13 protein-coding genes are annotated in these 17,990 nt (G+C 46.2%); 3 read left to right on the top strand and 10 right to left on the bottom strand.

What is annotated here, in order from left to right:
* Positions 1–3: 3 nt before the first annotated feature.
* Positions 4–606 carry a hypothetical protein gene (locus EL173_RS10710; RefSeq protein ID WP_015764622.1) on the bottom strand — a complete coding sequence of 201 codons (603 nt, stop codon included), beginning with the start codon at positions 604–606 and terminating at the stop codon, positions 4–6.
* A 661-nt stretch (positions 607–1,267) separates the two neighbouring features.
* On the opposite strand from EL173_RS10710, the gene EL173_RS10720 reads away from it, so the two are divergent.
* A complete protein-coding gene (locus EL173_RS10720; RefSeq protein WP_015764623.1) occupies positions 1,268–1,885 on the top strand; it encodes a WxL domain-containing protein in 618 nt (205 codons plus the stop codon).
* Between the two features lie 478 nt (positions 1,886–2,363).
* Here EL173_RS10720 and EL173_RS10725 read toward each other — a convergent pair whose 3' ends face one another.
* The 7 genes from EL173_RS10725 to EL173_RS10755 form a co-directional block, all read right to left on the bottom strand.
* Entirely contained in the window at positions 2,364–3,176 is an 813-nt protein-coding gene (locus EL173_RS10725) for a PfkB family carbohydrate kinase (RefSeq protein ID WP_005692729.1), read from the bottom strand.
* A gap of 590 nt (positions 3,177–3,766) precedes the next feature.
* Positions 3,767–6,448 carry a phosphodiester glycosidase family protein gene (locus EL173_RS10730; RefSeq protein ID WP_015764624.1) on the bottom strand — a complete coding sequence of 894 codons (2,682 nt, stop codon included), beginning with the start codon at positions 6,446–6,448 and terminating at the stop codon, positions 3,767–3,769.
* Between the two features lie 314 nt (positions 6,449–6,762).
* Entirely contained in the window at positions 6,763–7,317 is a 555-nt protein-coding gene (locus tag EL173_RS10735; protein ID WP_015764625.1) for a hypothetical protein, read from the bottom strand.
* A 100-nt stretch (positions 7,318–7,417) separates the two neighbouring features.
* Complete coding sequence (locus EL173_RS10740) at positions 7,418–8,974, bottom strand: hydantoinase/oxoprolinase family protein (RefSeq protein ID WP_005692727.1); 1,557 nt, start codon at positions 8,972–8,974, stop codon at positions 7,418–7,420.
* A gap of 70 nt (positions 8,975–9,044) precedes the next feature.
* Positions 9,045–10,133: a DUF917 domain-containing protein gene (locus EL173_RS10745; RefSeq protein ID WP_005692726.1), complete on the bottom strand. Its 1,089-nt coding sequence runs from the start codon at positions 10,131–10,133 to the stop codon at positions 9,045–9,047.
* 116 nt (positions 10,134–10,249) lie between these two features.
* Positions 10,250–11,500 carry a cytosine permease gene (locus EL173_RS10750; RefSeq protein ID WP_014571482.1) on the bottom strand — a complete coding sequence of 417 codons (1,251 nt, stop codon included), beginning with the start codon at positions 11,498–11,500 and terminating at the stop codon, positions 10,250–10,252.
* A 443-nt stretch (positions 11,501–11,943) separates the two neighbouring features.
* Entirely contained in the window at positions 11,944–12,750 is an 807-nt protein-coding gene (locus EL173_RS10755; RefSeq protein WP_005692724.1) for a hypothetical protein, read from the bottom strand.
* 146 nt (positions 12,751–12,896) lie between these two features.
* Here EL173_RS10755 and EL173_RS10760 point away from each other — a divergent pair, with 146 nt between their 5' ends.
* Positions 12,897–14,072: a restriction endonuclease subunit S gene (locus EL173_RS10760; RefSeq protein ID WP_015764627.1), complete on the top strand. Its 1,176-nt coding sequence runs from the start codon at positions 12,897–12,899 to the stop codon at positions 14,070–14,072.
* A gap of 87 nt (positions 14,073–14,159) precedes the next feature.
* The gene (locus EL173_RS10765) at positions 14,160–15,086 is read left to right on the top strand and encodes a site-specific integrase (protein ID WP_005692722.1); all 927 of its coding nucleotides are present in this window, start codon (positions 14,160–14,162) and stop codon (positions 15,084–15,086) included.
* A 47-nt stretch (positions 15,087–15,133) separates the two neighbouring features.
* On the opposite strand, the gene EL173_RS10770 is transcribed toward EL173_RS10765, so the two are convergent.
* Together EL173_RS10770 and EL173_RS10775 are read right to left on the bottom strand one after the other, a co-directional pair.
* The gene (locus EL173_RS10770) at positions 15,134–16,342 is read right to left on the bottom strand and encodes a restriction endonuclease subunit S (protein WP_019728475.1); all 1,209 of its coding nucleotides are present in this window, start codon (positions 16,340–16,342) and stop codon (positions 15,134–15,136) included.
* On the bottom strand, positions 16,335–17,984 hold the full coding sequence (locus EL173_RS10775) for a type I restriction-modification system subunit M (protein WP_005692718.1): 1,650 nt from the start codon (positions 17,982–17,984) through the stop codon (positions 16,335–16,337). Before EL173_RS10775 ends, EL173_RS10770 begins: the two co-directional genes overlap by 8 nt.
* Between the last annotated feature and the right edge of the window lie 6 nt (positions 17,985–17,990).

A 17,990-nucleotide genomic window follows, 5' to 3' on the forward strand; every position in this document is an offset into this window, starting at 1 on the left:
CGGTCACAATTGTATCCGTAATTTTGTCGTCTCATGGGTGGCAGCCCGATCAAGCTTGGTGGCAATGCGAAACCGAAAATCCGCTGGCAAGCTCTGGAGTTGCTGCTGCGCCCATTGTTGGATGAACGTTGGCTGATGCCGCGGCTGATAAAACGTCAAGTCGCAACGGTGCGTACTGTACACAACCACATCTCCCCGCTTGTGACGCGCAGCCCATTGCAAACCCGCCACCAGCGCGATGAGGCCCGCAGATGGTACATAGAATTTTTGCGCCGGTTTGTAATCATCAGGCGTGAGTTCTGCATTTGCCGGGGCATCTGCATACGCCAGTTCCTTGATCGCGTCATCCAAAAATTCGGTCTGCCGCAACAACAACTGATCGTTTGCATCCGTAATCTTAAGGCCGAACCGGTTGCCATTTAAATCATTCATCCACGCCAAATAGACCTTTGTTTGCGGCTCAAAATCAGCATGGTCAGCATCGTGCTGTAAGTTAGCCATGCCGCGGTGGAGCAAGACGCCTTTCGTGGTAGTGCCGTTTGGTAAGCGAATCTCCGGTTGGCGCTCAGCAGCAGCCGGCTGTGAATTTGTATGATTGGTTTCCATTATATGCCTCACTTCTAATCGTAAGCTTACCCGGTGCAAGCAGTGACTGCAAACCGCCCTCAAAACGGTTGTGTCTATTGCCGAGAAGGCTGTCACTCACAGCTTGTGAAAAACTTATCGCTTTTTAATTCCAATCTCTATTTAAAAACAATTAATTGCAGTAAATCTGCTTGTGCGCCACCTTTAAAGGACCTAAGATAACGAGTTAACATCAAACAGCTCGGCTTATTATCAGGTAGTCTAAGACTTTGTTCGGCTAGGCCAGAATTGATTAGTATTTTCATATAATCGCGCCACTGCCTAGTCTAACAATGAAAGTCTCAAAATTTGACAGTTTTTTTCCTAAAACTGAGACAAAAAGCTCTTTTTGAATGAGCTCGCAAATTGCTCGTAAAGATTAATTTACCAAAAAGGTTTACAAATCAACCTTTTCTGCTCGTTTGTGAATTTGCCAAATCAATTTTCTTTGTTTCCCAAATTATCTGGCTACAATTAAAGGTGTTCCAAAATTGTTTCGTACTTGGCATAAAGCGCTTGTCGACATAAGGGCTTTTAGCTGCAAGTTTTGCCGACTCACGCTTACCATAACGCGCTTGCCAGCCCAGAAGCCTGTGTGTAAGCGGGCTGGCTCACGCTCACTTTAAGTCTGGGGGGACTTTTTATGTCAAAGAAATACTGGATCGGCAGTGTGGCTTTTGCCGGACTGCTTGTTGGGAGTTTTTCAGCTGGTTCACTGGTTTTGGCAGCTGATGCGGATAGTGGGTCAACGAATACATCTGTGACCGTCACGCCGGGTTCCATTGGACTTTCGGCGCCGAATAGTTTGACGTTTCCAAGTCTCAGTGTTGAATCCATTGTCAAAGGCGATCTGAACGAAAACGTCAATGCTTCGGATAGTTCCATTTTGACCGTCAGCGATTTTCGTGGCACTGGCAGCGGTTATAGCGTCACTGCCAAAGCTTCACCGATTGCGACCAGTAGTGGTGCGGAGTTGAAGGGTGCGGTCATTAAACTCGTCCCTGATGCAACAACCACCACGAATAGCGTGTCACCGGATTGGACGAAACCAGTCGCATTAACCACCACCGACCAACAACTCTTTGCAACCACGACCACTTTGGATGGCGCTGGTATTAGCAGCTATGATCTCAACAAGACCACATTAGCAGTACCGCAAGATAATACCGTTAAAGCCGGAAGTTACAGCGGCGTCATTACCTTCACGCTCACACCGGGTCAGCCGGCTCAAGCTGCGACTGCCAACCCAAATCCGTCTTAGCACGGGAAAATAATTAACCTTAGATTGCGACACCACATCACCCCCGATGATCAAACCGGGACAGAAAGGAGGTGATCGCCGGCAATCGCAGTGAACACAACGAACTGTCTCAAGCGTTGGCGGATTCTGATCACATCCGACCAGCTGCCTGCAAGACCTAAACCAGCCGATCTGATAGTACAAGTATCGGGTAAATTTCCACCACGTTCCTAGTCAACAATATCAGCTTTGGGGAGCTGCATGTTGGCTAAGAATAAAGTTAATGATGTAGCTTAAAGGCGACCTATCGCCATCATCCGTGACAGCCAAGTTGCGACATGTCTGATCGTACTGTCGTCAACAGAGCTTGGTTTGCGCACGCCTGAGACGCACATAGCCGATTAACGATCAAATCGGAAACGATCATAGGCTAGTCGCGTCAAGTGTCAAAGAAACCGCCGATAACAAGTCGGCGGTTTTTTTCTAACTTTTTTGACGCTCACGCAATCAACGCTGCACCATGGCCAAACGACCCCGGCAGCTGAACTTGTGCCGAGGCAAATTTGGCGGCGTGGCTTAACGACTCGGAAACTTTCGCGTCTAGCGTTGGCTTTTGCGACGAATAAAGTGTGGCGGCAAAGCACGTGATATACGCATCCCCTGCGCCCAAAGCATCCACTGCCTTAACGCCTAGCGCCTGCTGCCAAGACATCATGTCCGCCACCAAGGCCGCTGACCCGCGAAGCCCGCGCGAGCAAACGACCCGCTGACAACCAGCCGCGGCCACGCGCCGACACAACGCCTCCACATCATCATCCGACTTGGCCTTCCCCGACAAATACGCCAAGTCAATCTGTGGGGCAATCTTTTTGAAAATACGATCATCGTCAATCGTTGAAAAATCGTAAATTGTCGGTGCCGTGATTGCGGATAAAAAGGCATCCGCGCCACTTTCATTATTAAGGTAAACGAGATCAAACGTATTAATGTAAGCAATATCGTCGCGACTCAGTTGAAGTTCCTGAACCGGCTCGCCAACGGTTTGATGCCGCTTGCCTGTGGTGATCTTCATCGTGGTAAAAGCGTTAGGACCGTCATACTGTAACGAATGGCTAAGGTCAACGCCAAGCTCAATCAATGTCCGCCGCGCAAAATCACCGCGCGCGTCATTGCCAAACGTCCCAAGATAAGCTGCATCCAAGCCCATCATGGTCGCAAAAGCCGCAGTATTCGCAGCATGGCCGCCAAGAAACATTTTCTTGTCAGCCGGATAAAGGTCAACAACATTGTCTCCGATCGCGATGATTTTCAAGTGCCGTTCCTTCTTTCCATCATGAAGCTTTGTCAGGAGTGTCAGTCATAACTATACCGATGACAGTAACCAATTTAAGTTTACCACAGGTGGGCAATAGAGAACCTAGTACTCTTTTTGCTGTAAGTGTCAACTTTTTCTCGGTTCTACTCTAATTATGTGATTCCCGATACTCCGAGCTGGCTCCGAGGTGGCTCCGAGGTGGCTGGGCTGGAACGTGGTGGGCACGACTTCGAACCCGCAAAGACCGCGGTTTCGAAGCTCGACCTTGGTCTAAAGCGGAGAAGCCCACTCCGCTTAAGACCAATTTCACCACTGAGCCCGCCACCGCTCCGCCAGCTCTTGCTTTCCATCTTAATATTCGAACAAGGTGACCCATCGCACTGCTGTAATCACCTAAACCGATGCGCTCGTGTTTGACATCCACATGCTCCGAGAGAAATTTTACAATAACCTTTTTGCTTCAGTCCTATTCGTTCAAGCTTGTATAAAAAAGGAACGATACCCCCGCTTTCTTGGAAATACCGTTCCTCTTTAATTGGCAACGATGATGATTGCTTGGCCTCTGTCTAACTAACGCAGTCGTCCATTTACCGTGTTCGCCGATAGCCACTTAACAGATAGGTTGCGGCACTAGCAACCACGAGAAGCAGTCCTAAGATGCCAGTTGCCCAGTTATTTTCACCGGTTGCAGGAAGTTGATCAGAATTCTTTTTGCTAGCTACAGACGATACACTGCTACTTGATGTCTCCCCACTTGTCGCAGCGCCAACGTTTACATTAAAATCAGCTTCCTGTTCGGTTTCATTACCAAATTTATCCTGCACGCTGACTTTGACATGATGCGTACCATTCTGCCACTGGTAGCCAGCCAACGTGAACGTATGATCCTTGGTGTTCACCGTCAAGTGTTCCTTCGCGTTCGTGTACTCATTGCCATCAACCCAAATGCGTGTTTTGGTCCAATCAATGCCACTAGCATTAGGATCACGAGTATCATCCGTGGCCGTTGTCGTAATGGCAACTTGCGGCGTTGTATAAGTTTGCCCCGCAACATTGATGTGGCTAATGAGCGGTGCTTTTGAATCATCTGGATTGGTTCCATACATGGCACGGATGTTGTCAATGTATAGGCTGCCTCTTGTCATCGGTCCGCCATCACTTTGACCCGCCTTCAGTGAGATCATGCAAAGCGCTTGCTCAGGTGAAATACTGAACGGTCCTTGATAGTCAGCAGGAATCGTTGCCTCCACATATTTCCACCCGGTCCAGTCAATACCAGTGTCTTGTGTCGTCAAGTCAATCGGCTTTGCGGCACCAGTCGCATCAGTAACATACATTCGCAGCCAATAGCCTTTTGCCTCAGGTGTTGCATAAATCCACATTCCCACACCAGTCGGCATTCCTGGCATCTTTTGGCTTGTTTGCGGACCAGCATAAACACCGAGCGTGGCACTCTTAGTCCCGCTGGAAAAGTCATAGTCTAGTCTTAAGGCGTGCTTGCCAAAACGCACTTGTCCATCTGCTGCTGAACTCAAACCGATATTTGCCTGCTCACCGCGATCCGCCGTCAACGAACCCCAGTTGCTAATTCCAGATTCAAAATCATCAAGCACCTCAGGCAATCTGCCGACATCGACCTTAATGCTTGCATGCAAGTCGGTATTCTTCAACTTAGCTTCAATTGTGTCACTTGCCACTTGCTGGCCCGCCTGTAATTGATCACCCGTCGTCAAAATACCGAGCTTAGCAGGAACCTGCCACTGCAAGTCGCTACTTTTCAAGGTCACCGCTCGTCCCTGATAAGTCGCATGCAAGGTCAATGCCTGAGTTGCACCTCTTTTAACGCTTAGCTCAGGTTGTGAAAAGGCAAGCTTATCTGGCATCGCAATTGTTATCGTTGCGGATCCTAAAAGGCGGCCGTTAAGGGTCAATTGGACTGTTACCTTTCCCTGCGTACCGTTAGAATGAAAAACGCCCGTCTTAGCATCAATCGTTCCCATTTTAGTGTTCGTCAGCTGCCAGTTTAAACCTTCAGCAGGTAACGAAGCTGAACTTCCTGCTGCATCGACACCTTTTGCCTTGAATGTAATGGTGCTGTTAGGTGTGTACACAGCATCATCGGGCGTCAATTGCGCCGAAGCCAGTTGATGATCCGATGTGGTTTTTGAAGCAATCAACCAAGCATTTGCAACTGTCCGCTCCTTGCCATCAGAAGGTTGATTTTGCAGTGACAATTGCGTTTCCCCAGGTTCGCGCGCTACATAGGTTGAAGACCCGCCACCATCTAAATTCAACGCCGTCACGGCACCTCGTTGAATCATCAAGTTAGCCAAATCCACCATTGAAAGACCGTTAGAAGTTGGGGCTTGGCGGCCATCAACCACCACAAAGAAAACTGTTCCATCGGCTTTAATCCCAACAGCCGTCCGCGGTTCGCTATCAGTGCCAATCGCCTTCGTCTCATTCACCTTGCCGTCAGCAACCAAAATATTTCTGCCACCCAATGCCTGCTGAAGATCACCTTTCACCTGTTGATAAGTCTGCTCATCACCAATAATTGGGGTCCCATCCTTTTTAACACCGAAAAAAGATTCCCTAGGGCTTGTCGCAGCCTGCAACTCAACGCCATCCTTGATAACATTCCCCGTCGGCACGCCACTGGCAATTTTGAAAAGATCCCCGTTAACCGCCGCCACAACTTGGTGACCATGCTTAATTGCTGCGGATGCCTGATCGCTCACCGTTTGTACGCCGGAAGTCGCGCCATCCCCTGGTGTTCCGGCTAATAATTGGGTATTGGGGTTCTTCGGATTAAGTGCAACGGAATAATATTTATTTTGTGCTCCGCTTTGGCTAATATATGTAAGGCGTTGTTCCGTCACGCCTGGTGTTAAAGTTGCCTCATGCTGATCAATGATGGACTTGATTACCGGATTGGCGGCAGGCGCCTGCGCACTGGTGGTCGGGGAAGTCGTTTTGCTGGCAGTAGCAGTCGTGCTGTTAGCGGCATTCTTCGCTGTGTTAGCGGACGCTTGACTGGCGCTCGTTGAGTTGTTAGCCCCTGTCGAACTCGCCGGACTCAATGCTACCGAACTAGATGCCGCCGTTGACGAGGCAGAAGCAGGCTTTTGCGAGGCCGTCGCGGCAGCGCTCGAAACCACCGGCGTATCCGTCGCCGTCACCGCAACCACCGGCGCCGCAACTTCGCCACCCATCAAAGCCGCCATCAACAGCAGGCTACCAATCACCGTCCATCTTTTCCTAACCATCCGTCATCCTCCTACGCGTAAAATATGATTGTTATCGTTGTATATCAATTCATTTATACCTAAAGGATGTAAAGGGGTTGTGGTGGTTTTGAAAAGGTTGGGTATTGGTTGTGTAAATAGCTGCGGCTCGTACTATGCCGACCTGATATCAGCGAAAAAGCGACAAATAATTCCAGCAGGCTTTGTCAACCGCTAAAATTTTTTGCCGCTCTTTAAATTAAACTAAAACTGTCAAAAGTTATAGAACTTTACAATTACTCTCTCGTCTGACCTAAAAGCTGTTCTACGTGCAATAACTTTGAGCTCTCCTGTTTTCATAACTTAAACTTTGCAAGAAATTTTTTGGAATTAATCTTATCAAAATCCTTTTTCCTAAAAGGAACCATTTTGCTTAACGGGTCTGTAGGTGCATCAATAGGCAGGCATTTCGCAATATCGGAAATAATAACCTTATCATCATTAATATCAACAAAACTCACCAGGTATCCAGCATCCGTCAATGATAATAGCTTGTAAAAAGTATTCCCATAGTAAATAAATGTAAAGAAGGGGTTATAAGATTTAGCTTCTTTATATGCTCTAAAGCCTCCCAAGATTGCTATAAATAGGTATAATAAAGCAACCGTATACATATTAGTCTTTACTTCATCTGACTCATTTGAAAATATAATGATCCAAATGGCAAAAACAACGGCCATACTTCCAGCCAAACACACTATTCCCATCACTATGAAAGCAAAAAACGTCCCTGTACTTTCCAATTGATATTTGTCCCTGTTCAATACAGAAAACCGATCATCTCCCCCAAAGTGGTTCAAACTATACCCAATAAGAAGAGATACGATTGAAGTTAATATATTTCCAAGCATTCATTCTCACTTCCTTTATTATTTAAAAGCTCTAGGAGTATAGGATAGATCGCAGCATCTCCATCGAAATTTTGGAGAGTTTTTTTTTATCGCTCAATCTTCATTTAGCCAAGTTACCCACAACCTTAATCTTCACTCGATTGGCATTCTCCGGATGATAAGCCAACGGGACCTCATCGACTTCAACAACTTCAATTGTATTTTCATCAGCACCGGATTCAATCGCCGCTTCAATCGCTTTTTTCTTGGCGTCTGCCATTGCTTGGTCACGTGGGATTTGGTTGTAAGGATAGATGCGGCCATATTCACCGGAAACTTGACTAATGGAGGCACCGATCGCATTGGCCACGCCGCCGAGGGGATCACGTACCAGTTTGCCAACGCCTTCCAGATGATGTGGGGCAATGATCGCACCGCCGCCGACTAGCACAACAGTCGCTGGCTCGGGGCTGGTTTTCATTTTGTCAATGGCAACCGCGATCATCTGGCCAATGGTGGTCATCGCTGCCTGAGCAAATTTTAGCGGAATTTGTTTGACCAGTTCGGGATTGCCGACATCGGACAGACCGAGCCGCACAGCCACATCTGTCGCGGTCACGATATTACCGCCGAAAGTCAGCGCTTTTTCGGTAATTTGATAGCCGACTGAATCCGGACCGACTGTGACACTGCCATCGCGCTGCTGCCGGACAATCGAACCACCGCCTAACCCAATCGACATGATGTCAGGCATCCGAAAGTTTGTCGCCACACCGCCCACGGTCACGGCAATCGAAGACTCACGCGGAAAGCCAGCTTGCAACACCCCGAGATCCGTTGTTGTTCCGCCGATATCTACCACGATCGCGTTTTTAAGATGCGAGAGATAGGCAGCACCGCGAATGCTGTTGGTTGGACCCGAGCCAATAGTTAGAATTGGAAAATGCCGCGCATAGCTTGCTGTCATCAAAGTTCCGTCATTTTGGGTTAAGTACAGGGATGCATGTTTAATGCCAGATTCAGCCAACGCCCGCTCGAACCCATCAACGGTATTTTCAATCACGCGAAACAAGCCGGCATTTAAAATTGCGGCATTTTCGCGTTCGATTAAGCCCAAGGAGCCGACTTCATGCGACATGGTAACCGGAAAAGTATCACCATAAGCCGCATGCACCAAATCCGCCGCTTGTTGTTCCTGGTCAACCCGCAACGCCGCAAAGACACCGATAATCGCAATGGCGTCAACCTCACCACGCCATTTTGCCAATACGGCGTTGATTTCGTCAGGGTCCAATTCGTTTAAGATCTGCCCATCATATTCATAGCCACCCTTGACAATGGCATATTTTCCAGACAACTTGGCAACTAAATCTTCCGGCCATGCAGTGTACGGCGGAATGGCTTCCGTTGCGGGATACGCCAGCCGCAACACCCCAACGCGCGCAATGTGCTTGCGTTCCACGATGGCGTTGGTAATTTGAGTCGTCCCCAACATGGCTTTATTAATTTGATCCAAGTCTAGCTGCTGATCCGCCAAAACCGCTTGAATCGCGTTCGTAATGCCGGTTTGAATATCCTTAGTTGTGTGCCGTTTAACTGAATTGATGACATGCTGCTGATCATCCAAAATGATGGCATCGGTATTGGTGCCGCCGACGTCAATTCCTAATCGATACATGGAAATCCCCCTATTTGTGAGTGTTCAAGTCAGTGCGGAAGAAGGTACTTATCCGCCGCTCATCAAAACCTCAGTCCGCCTTGGCCACCAAGTCTTCTACTGGCTGATAATCATAATCAAAGCCAAAATACCGCGGCCCTGCCGTTTGAATACCAGCTTTGGTCCGCCAGCGCGCATCGGCAGGGGTGGCTAGGACTTTGACCCGCTTGCCATACTTAATCACTTCAGTCGTCACCGGCAAAAGCGTATCGGCATCCACAATTTCAATCAAATCCGGTGTCATCACAATCGGCTGATCATTACGCAACGCCAGCAGGTTTTCATTTTGAATTAAAACGCTGAGATGTTGATCCTGAAAATCGTTGAAGCCATCAATTTTGATATCACCAACGTTAAAACCACGTTCAGTCCGGCGAACCACATCAATGACTTTGCCTTCAAAAATCAGATGGCCATTCGTCACTTCAAGAATTTCCGCCAAGGCTTTCGCAGGATTCAGGTGGGCATCGCGAATTCGCAAGCCTACTTGTTCGCACAAGGTGACAATGCCGCGAATACCATTTTGCTTAATCTGCTTGCCGTTCGAAGGATACAACGCTACCGTTGCGCTACCACCCATTTCTACGGTTTGTACACGGGCCAATCGCTCAGCCCACTTGGCACTGATCGTTTTAATCACGCCAGCATTACCTTTTTCATCCGTAATGACCATCGGCGTTGCTGCCACGCCGCCTAAGTAAAACGTCACCATCTGCAACTCCGGAAACGCACGGCCCATCCCGTCGCAATCCACCAGTGGAATTCCTAACGATGCGGCTAGCGCAATCGGCACCATCGAATTCACCCCGCCGGCTTCCATGGGAAAAGTCCCTACAAACTCATGACCGGTGTACTGGCTTAACATCTTAAAAACCCGCTCAAACTCATCACCCTTAGGAATCTTCTCCATCATGACCGCGGGCGCACCCATAATCGCTGCTGGGCAAAAATAATCGTCATCGTTAATTTCTGAAACATCAAGCAACTTCACCGGTCCGTGCTTTTTAATCGCATCAAGGGCCATCAATTTACCCAAGAACGGATTACCGCCACCGCCAGCGCCGAAAAAAGCCGCGCCGGTCGCTATATTTTCAATGGATTCCTGATCTAAAAGTCGCATATTGTTCTCCTTTTAAACTTATCTTCAGTCCGCTAAGGCATACGAGTCACGCACCACACTGGGTGAAACAGCCGCAAGTACATTCTTTTGACATCACCGTGGCCACTGTTAGGCTGCTAATTCAACTCTGATGCTTTGTCCCATTCTGGATGTATCTTTGCGCCTGCATAATACAGGACAAACGCAAGAATAATTCCCAGCACCGGAATGTTTGGGATCGCCGGCCACAGCACGGGCAGTACACCAACCACCGCGCCCAACGCCCACGCGGTCAAGCCGAGCCAGTTCACTCCGGCAACCGGCTGCCAGCTGTGCAACTCGCCACGATGAATCACCCAATAAGACGCTGCCATCGCTCCGGCAACTGGTGGAATCATCGCTGAAAAAATCGTCATGACCGGCTCAAAATAATTTAAAATCCCCAGAATCGACAAAATCGTGCCGCCGACGCCCACCAAGAACAGCGTCAACTTGCGATACTTCTCCGGGATGTTGAAAATGTTTGCCACTGCAATCCCGCCAGAATAAGCATTCACAACGTTCACTTTCCATGTACCGAGAATAAGCGCCAGACCACCAACAACCGGCGAACCGATTTTCATAAATAAACTACTAATATCCGTCGACTTGAACGCAATCGTCAAGATCGCCCCAACCGCAATCATCAGGACACCAGCAGGAATGACGCCGAAAATAGCGGCTTTAACCACATCACTGCGCTTTTTGGAAAACTGCGCATAATCACCGACAATGACGCCAGCCATCGCAAATGACCCGACTGTGGAAGAAAAGCCATTCACAAACGACAAGCTGCCACTGGGATGATAAGCCGCAATCGTTGCCGCCGCGTCCTGCTTGGCAAATGCGAACCACAAACCATATAAAATGACAATCACCAGATACGGGACAGCAACATACGCCAACAACCGAATCAACTTCACGCCATACATCGCAGTCACGACCATCAGCAACCCCGTCAGCAATGAAGCCAACCACGCCGGAATGGGCAAGCCAACATACTTCAGCAAATTCGCCACGGCCAAACCGCCAACGTTCGCCTGAATACCAAACCAGCCCAATGCCGCAATCGCGATGATAATCGAAATCACCTTCGACGACCCAACCTTACCAAATACCTGCTGGGCAACCACTACTGCAGGCTTACCTTGATCCACACTCTGCATCCCTTGAGAAATCATCATCAAGACAATAAAGCCGTATCCCGCCAATCCCGTCAAAATTGCAGCCGGAAGCGACATCCCGGAAACCAAACTCCCGCCTAAAATCAAGCTAGGAATGGACACCAAGGCACCACATAAAATCATTGCTAAGCCGAACCATGTTTGATCACGTTTGTTTTCTTCCATACTGGGCACCTCACATATTTTTTTAATAATTGCAGACATTTTGGCCGAATTCGATGGTTAAGGATCTAACTCGACCGGAATGTAATGGTTTGATTATAAAATTATGAGATTAAAAGTCAATGGTTTCATTTTATTTTTATAAAATTCCTTTTTGAGAATATTCACGCATCATTCAAGACAACCAGTTAACTGGCGACACTACTATTAAATCCCGTGTCTTCGGTTTATGTTCGCCAATTCGCCAGTAACTCGTGCCAAAAAGTTTTCAGTTTTATCTGGCCCTACCAAAAAAGAACCATCTACTCGGCACACTTGCACCAGCAGACAGTTCTATCCCAACTACAACATTTATTCGCTAATTTCAAAACTTTGAACGGTCCAGTCTCTGAAGTCAGACAACCAAACTATTTTACCCATTCAAATAGCTGCACACGTCCTAGGTCTCATCCCACTATTTGCCGAATCGCCAAAAGCACCAACCCCGCCGCCGTGACGGTCATGACAACATTAAGCACCTTAGACGTTATACGCCGCTCGCGCTCATCCATATCCTCAATCATGCTCAAACTATAGTCATTATAAGGCTCGGCATCCCAATAACCCACATAATAACTCAACAGCCGCTTCTCACGATTAGTCAGCGGCTCACCATCATCACGAAGCAACAACTGATCGTCAAACAACGCGTACACGTCATCGCTCAACATCGCCGCCTTTTGATCCCGCCGCGCTTGCTCCTCGACCCGCGCGTACAGCCTTCGAAACCGCGCCAATTCCCGCGCATCCTCATCATTCACCGGCACCCACGCTACCAGTTTCCGGTGAAAAATCGCCATCACATCATCAAAATGCTTACGCTGATATCGATTACCAAGGCTCAAATAGCGATTCTGTTCGTTCAGATATTTTGTCTGCCAAGTCTGGTAAATGAAAAAGGCAAACAACCACAGCGTCATCAACGCATTAATAAAATTGCCAAGATTCCAAGCCGTCAACAATTTCTCCAGACTGCCAATCACCCAAAAAGTAAGAATCATTAAACTGACAAACAATGATAACAACTGTTTCTGCCGCAACTGGGGATTCCGCTGCATCTCGGCATAAATCGTCCGCCGATGCTTCAGATACATGACAAAATAGTCCAGAAAGTCTAATGAGCGGACTTGGCGGTAGACTTTGACAATGTAGAAAAGCAGGATGACCAGCGAAATCATGTTGATCACGCGATTGATGGTGTCGATTAGGGACATTGAATGCTCCTTTCAGGTTGTTGGCGTGGGGTTGCCGTGTGAATGTGCTTCAATTTTACCTGAAATTGAGTTAGATAAACACCAACATTTAATCGTGATTCACGTTGGTACAAGAGGATAGCTCATATCCGTCTTTTAAAAGATTGATGACCCCTATTTTTTATCCGATAAACGCTTGGGAAAAGCGTAAGTTTGGAGATTTATACAGTAAAACTTCTGAAAAGAATGATGGCAGTTTTGGACCGGACAAGATCATTTCAGTTGCAACAATGTCTTGGAAGACAAATGTGCGTATATCTAGTGAAGACTATCTGGCCACATATAATGTTCTAAGAAAGGGAGATATTGCCTTTGAAGGGAACAAAAGTAAGAAATTTTCATTTGGTCGATTTGTGGAGAATGATATAGGAGACGGCATTGTCTCCCACGTTTTTGTCGTTTTTCGCCCCAAAGTGTCCCCGATAATCTCTTACTGGAAGTACTTCATTCACAACGAGTTTGTTATGAGGAATATTCTGCGAAAATCAACGATTAAGGCTACGATGATGACTAACTTGAGTTCTCATGACTTTCTTCGACAAACACTCTGTACCCCGAGTTTCAAAGAACAAGAAAACATTGGGAACTTTCTTGAAAGACTAGACAGCCTTATCGCTGCAACTCAAGATAAGCTTGAAAAATTAAGCATACTTCAACGAGGCTTTCTACAACATTTTTTTGCTCAAACTTGGAGATTTTCTGGATACTCGCATGTATGGGAGAATCATAGACTGGGTGATGTAGCCACACGTGTTCGTGGAAATGACGGTAGAATGAATCTGCCTATATTGACGATTTCTGCGGGTAAAGGATGGCTAACTCAAGAACAGCGATTCTCTCAAAATATTGCAGGAAATGAGCTAAAAAAATATACGCTGCTGTCTAAAGGAGAATTGTCGTACAATCACGGCAATTCAAAGCTTGCCGAATATGGAGCTGTCTTTGTGTTAAAACAATTTAAAGAAGCTCTCGTCCCACGTGTCTACCATAGCTTTAATGTTTCAGGGAAAGCGGATCCTGATTTTATTGAATACTTATTTGAATCCGGAGTGCCAAACCACGAACTAAGAAAATTAATTTCTTCTGGAGCAAGAATGGACGGCCTTTTAAATATTAATTACGACTCTTTTATGAATATATCAGTACTTTTACCGTCAATTGAAGAACAAAATAAAATCGCGCGAGTTCTTGAAAAATTGAAGAAACTTACTGATGAGACTAGGTTGAGACTTTTTAATTTGCAACAGGCAAAGAAATCCTTGTTAAGGATGCTCTTTCCATAGAGCTACTTTCGCTGACTTTCTTTCATTCATGTGGTAAACGTTTAATAGTCTTTAATTATAAAGACTATTAATCTCAGGAGGTGCGGAATGAAGCAACGCACGCAGAAGTTCCACATGTATTTCAAGCAATGGATCGAGCTTTACAAGGAGGGAGCAGTTCGACCCGTTACTTATCAAAAGTATCAAATGTCACATAAACACTTGGTGACCCTTGCGCCAGATCTGCATATGGATGAGCTGAAGAGGCGAACCTATCAAGAACTAATTAATGAGTTTGCTGCCAATCATGAAAAGCAGACAACGCTGGATTTTCACCATCATCTTAAAGCTGCCATTCTAGATGCATTGGATGAAGGATTGCTCGAACAAGATCCCACGCGTAAAGTCGTGATTAAAGGAACAGTTTCAAGAATGCACAAGGTCAAGTTCCTAAACCAGCATGAGCTTACAAAGCTGCTGGCGCTATTAGACCTTGATGGCGGGCTAGGATGGGATTATTTTCTATTGTTGATAGCAAAGACTGGGCTGCGATTTGGCGAGGCGCTTGGCGTAACACCGGCAGATTTTGATATGGCCAAGTTAACGTTAACTATCAACAAAACGTGGGACTACAAAAGTGCAACTGGCAGCTTTGCCGAAACCAAAAACACAGCATCCGTTCGCAAAGTACCTCTTGACTGGCAAGTTGCAATGCAGTTCGCCACTTTGATCAAGAATCTTCCGCAAGACAGACCGATTTTTGTTACCGAGGGTCAGCGCGTGTATAACGAAACAGCAAATGACATTTTAGAACGTAAATGCAAGCGCGCCAGCATTCCAGTCATTAGCATTCACGGCCTTCGCCACACACATGCATCGTTGCTTCTGTATGCAGGTGTGTCGGTCGGCTCAGTAGCAAGACGGCTTGGGCATGCCAATATGAGCACGACTCAGAAGACCTACCTCCATATCATCCAAGAATTAGAAAACCAAGACAACGATAAGATTATGCGCTATCTCACCTCATTGATGTAACAGAAAAAGATCACCTAACGCAGCTTTACCGCGTTAGGCGACCCTTTTCAAATGAAAAGTCCTTGTAATAGGGCTTTTTTTAATGTTTCGAGGCTTGAAAGTTTGGATTGAGTTGCAGCGATAAGGTCATCAACTCTAGAAAGACTCTTACCAATAAGTTTCTGTTCGTTGATACTCGGAACACGAATATTTTGTTTTAGTAAGTCTGGGACAACCAGTTCATTCATCATTGTTCCTAACTTTGTAGAACGAATTAGAATAGGCCGCAAAATTGGTTCATAATGAATATACTGTTTCCAAAATTGGATAATTTGTCGATGAATTGGTCTTAAGCAGGTAAAACGAGGCGACATAATCCCGTCTGCCACATCGTTAAGAACGAAACGACCAAAGGCAAACTTTTTACTCGTGTGGCCTTCAAATGCTATGTCGCCTATACGAATAACCTTATATTTTAAAAGCGACGTTTTGGCGGCACCATTACCCTTTCTATTAACTGTCATTGTTGCGATCGACAATGTATTTTCACTTGAAAATTCTGCGCTCTCATTTCTCTCTTTATTCGGTTTGTAGAGTTCTCCAAACTTACGCTTTTCCCACGGGTCAGAGTAACCTCTGAACCTCATTGATTGGTCAAAGAGATGCTTTAATAGCGCCCTTTTGATCTTCTCAAGGTTATCAAGTTTACCTTGAGTTGCAGCGATAAGGTTTGTTAATCGGTTTAAGGACATGGCTATTTCAATTTGTTCTTCTGATTTTGGAATAGATATAACAACTTTCTTTAAATCACCCAAGTATATTCCTGCTTGCGCTGACATATTAGCTCTGGCCTTGATTTTAGATTGAATTGTTGGCGTTTGTAACTCCAAAGCAAGAAAGTATGGAAAAAGTGTCGGCTTTGTTCGCAAAATAGCCACACTGCGCTGGAAAGCCACCGGAACAGTCAGCCTCGGGAAAAGCGCGACTCTGCCTATTGTCCCGACAATTGTAAGAAGAACATCATTTTTCTTTATATGATAATTGGCATAAATATCATTAAAATCATCTTCAGAAATCTTTCTGTCAGAATCATCGAAAACTATAGAATCCTGAATTACGTTTTTCGCACTTAATAGAAACGCAAAGTTACCGTCTTTATGTGTGCCATGAGTTCCATCTTTTAGCAAGGACAATTGATCAATCAACTTACGCTTTTCCCAAGCGTCCGAAAACCCCTTAAACCTTAATGCAGGAACGTTTCTGGTACCCTTACTCATTTTTAAACAGCTCCTTCAAAGCAGCAAGCTGTTTCGCTGCTTCATCATTATTTGCCACCAAATCATCAATGTCCTTAGCTAATTCACTAGATAACTTGGCGATCTTCTTGTCAGTCTCCTTGATATCCGCTACTACCTGAACAACATCTATTGGTTTCTCAGGTTCGGTTGTATCTACATAGCGAGGGATATTGAGATTATATTCGTTCTCTACAATCTCATCGAGCTCAGCTTTGTGCGCATATTTGTCAACATCTTCACGTTTGGAATACGCCTCAATGATCTTGTCAATATCACTATCGCGCAAGATGTTCTGGTTTTTACCTTTTTCAAAGTTGTTGCTAGCATCAATGAAAAAGATATCTCGGTTGGTTCGGTTCTTTTTGAAGACCAAAACAACAGTTGGGATCCCTGTTGAGAAAAAGAGCCCTGCAGGCATACCAATCACAGCATCTAAATAGTTCTTCTCAATAATGGCCTTGCGAATCTTTCCCTCAGCTGCACCCCTAAACAAAACACCATGAGGAAGGACAATGGCCATGGTGCCAGTATCATTCAAATGGTAAAGTCCATGCTCAACAAAAGCAAAGTCAGCCTTACTTTTCGGTGCCAGCGCGCCAAAAGGCTTAAATCGGGGGTCCTTCAACTTGTTTTCGCTATTATCCCAATGAATGGAATATGGTGGGTTTGCAACTACTGCATCAAAGCTGCGGGGCGAGTCGACCCCTCCCACAACACCGTCAGGCCAATCATCCTCCAATGTATCGGCATTTCTGAGGCTCATGTTTGTATATGGCACGTTATGCATCATTAGGTTCATTCGGGCTAAGTTAAAAGTGGTCGTATTTAATTCTTGTCCATGGAACATAACAGCTTTTACAGTTGCGGGCAGTTCATCTCTCACCGTCAGCAACAAAGATCCAGAGCCCATCGTAGGGTCATAGACGGTAAAGATTTCCTGATCTTTTTGAACACCCAGCGCAACTAATTTGGCCAACACTTTAGAAACCTGATGCGGCGTATAGAATTCGCCAGCCTTCTTACCAGAGTTCCCAGCAAATTGGGCGATTAAGTATTCATACACATCGCCAAGGATATCTCGACCTTGCTTATCGTTATATTCAAATTGGTCAACTAAGCGGACAACCCCGTTTAAAGCCTTTGCTCGCGCTGTGGTTGAACTGCCGAGACGCGAATCACCGAGATTAATATCAGCGAAGATTCCGCGGAAGTCCGCTTCAGAATTCGGATTGAGCGCAGCGTTCTTATTAAAGTCATCAAATAGATCTTGGTAATCGGATGGAACGATTTTGTCGTCATTCACCTTTTGAACAAGTGACGCCCATGTCTGCTCAGGTGCAATCGCATAACCTAATTCGCTTGAGATGTCTTCAAGGTATTCTTTTCGTGATTCCGGATCACTAGCTACTTCGCGAAAAGCATCGTTCCAAGTCTGACCCGCTTCAGGTTCAAATAGGTTTGTTTCCTGCAAATAACGTTCTTGATGCTCACTTAAATAACGATAAAACATGAATCCTAGGATGTAGTTCCGGAATTCGCTTGCATCCATGTTGCCTCGGAGTTCGTTAGCCATTGCCCACAACTGGGAAGTGATTTCCTGTGCAATATTCTTTTCTGCCATGAGTTA

It is taken from the genome of Lacticaseibacillus rhamnosus, from assembly GCF_900636965.1.
Classification (GTDB): domain Bacteria; phylum Bacillota; class Bacilli; order Lactobacillales; family Lactobacillaceae; genus Lacticaseibacillus; species Lacticaseibacillus rhamnosus.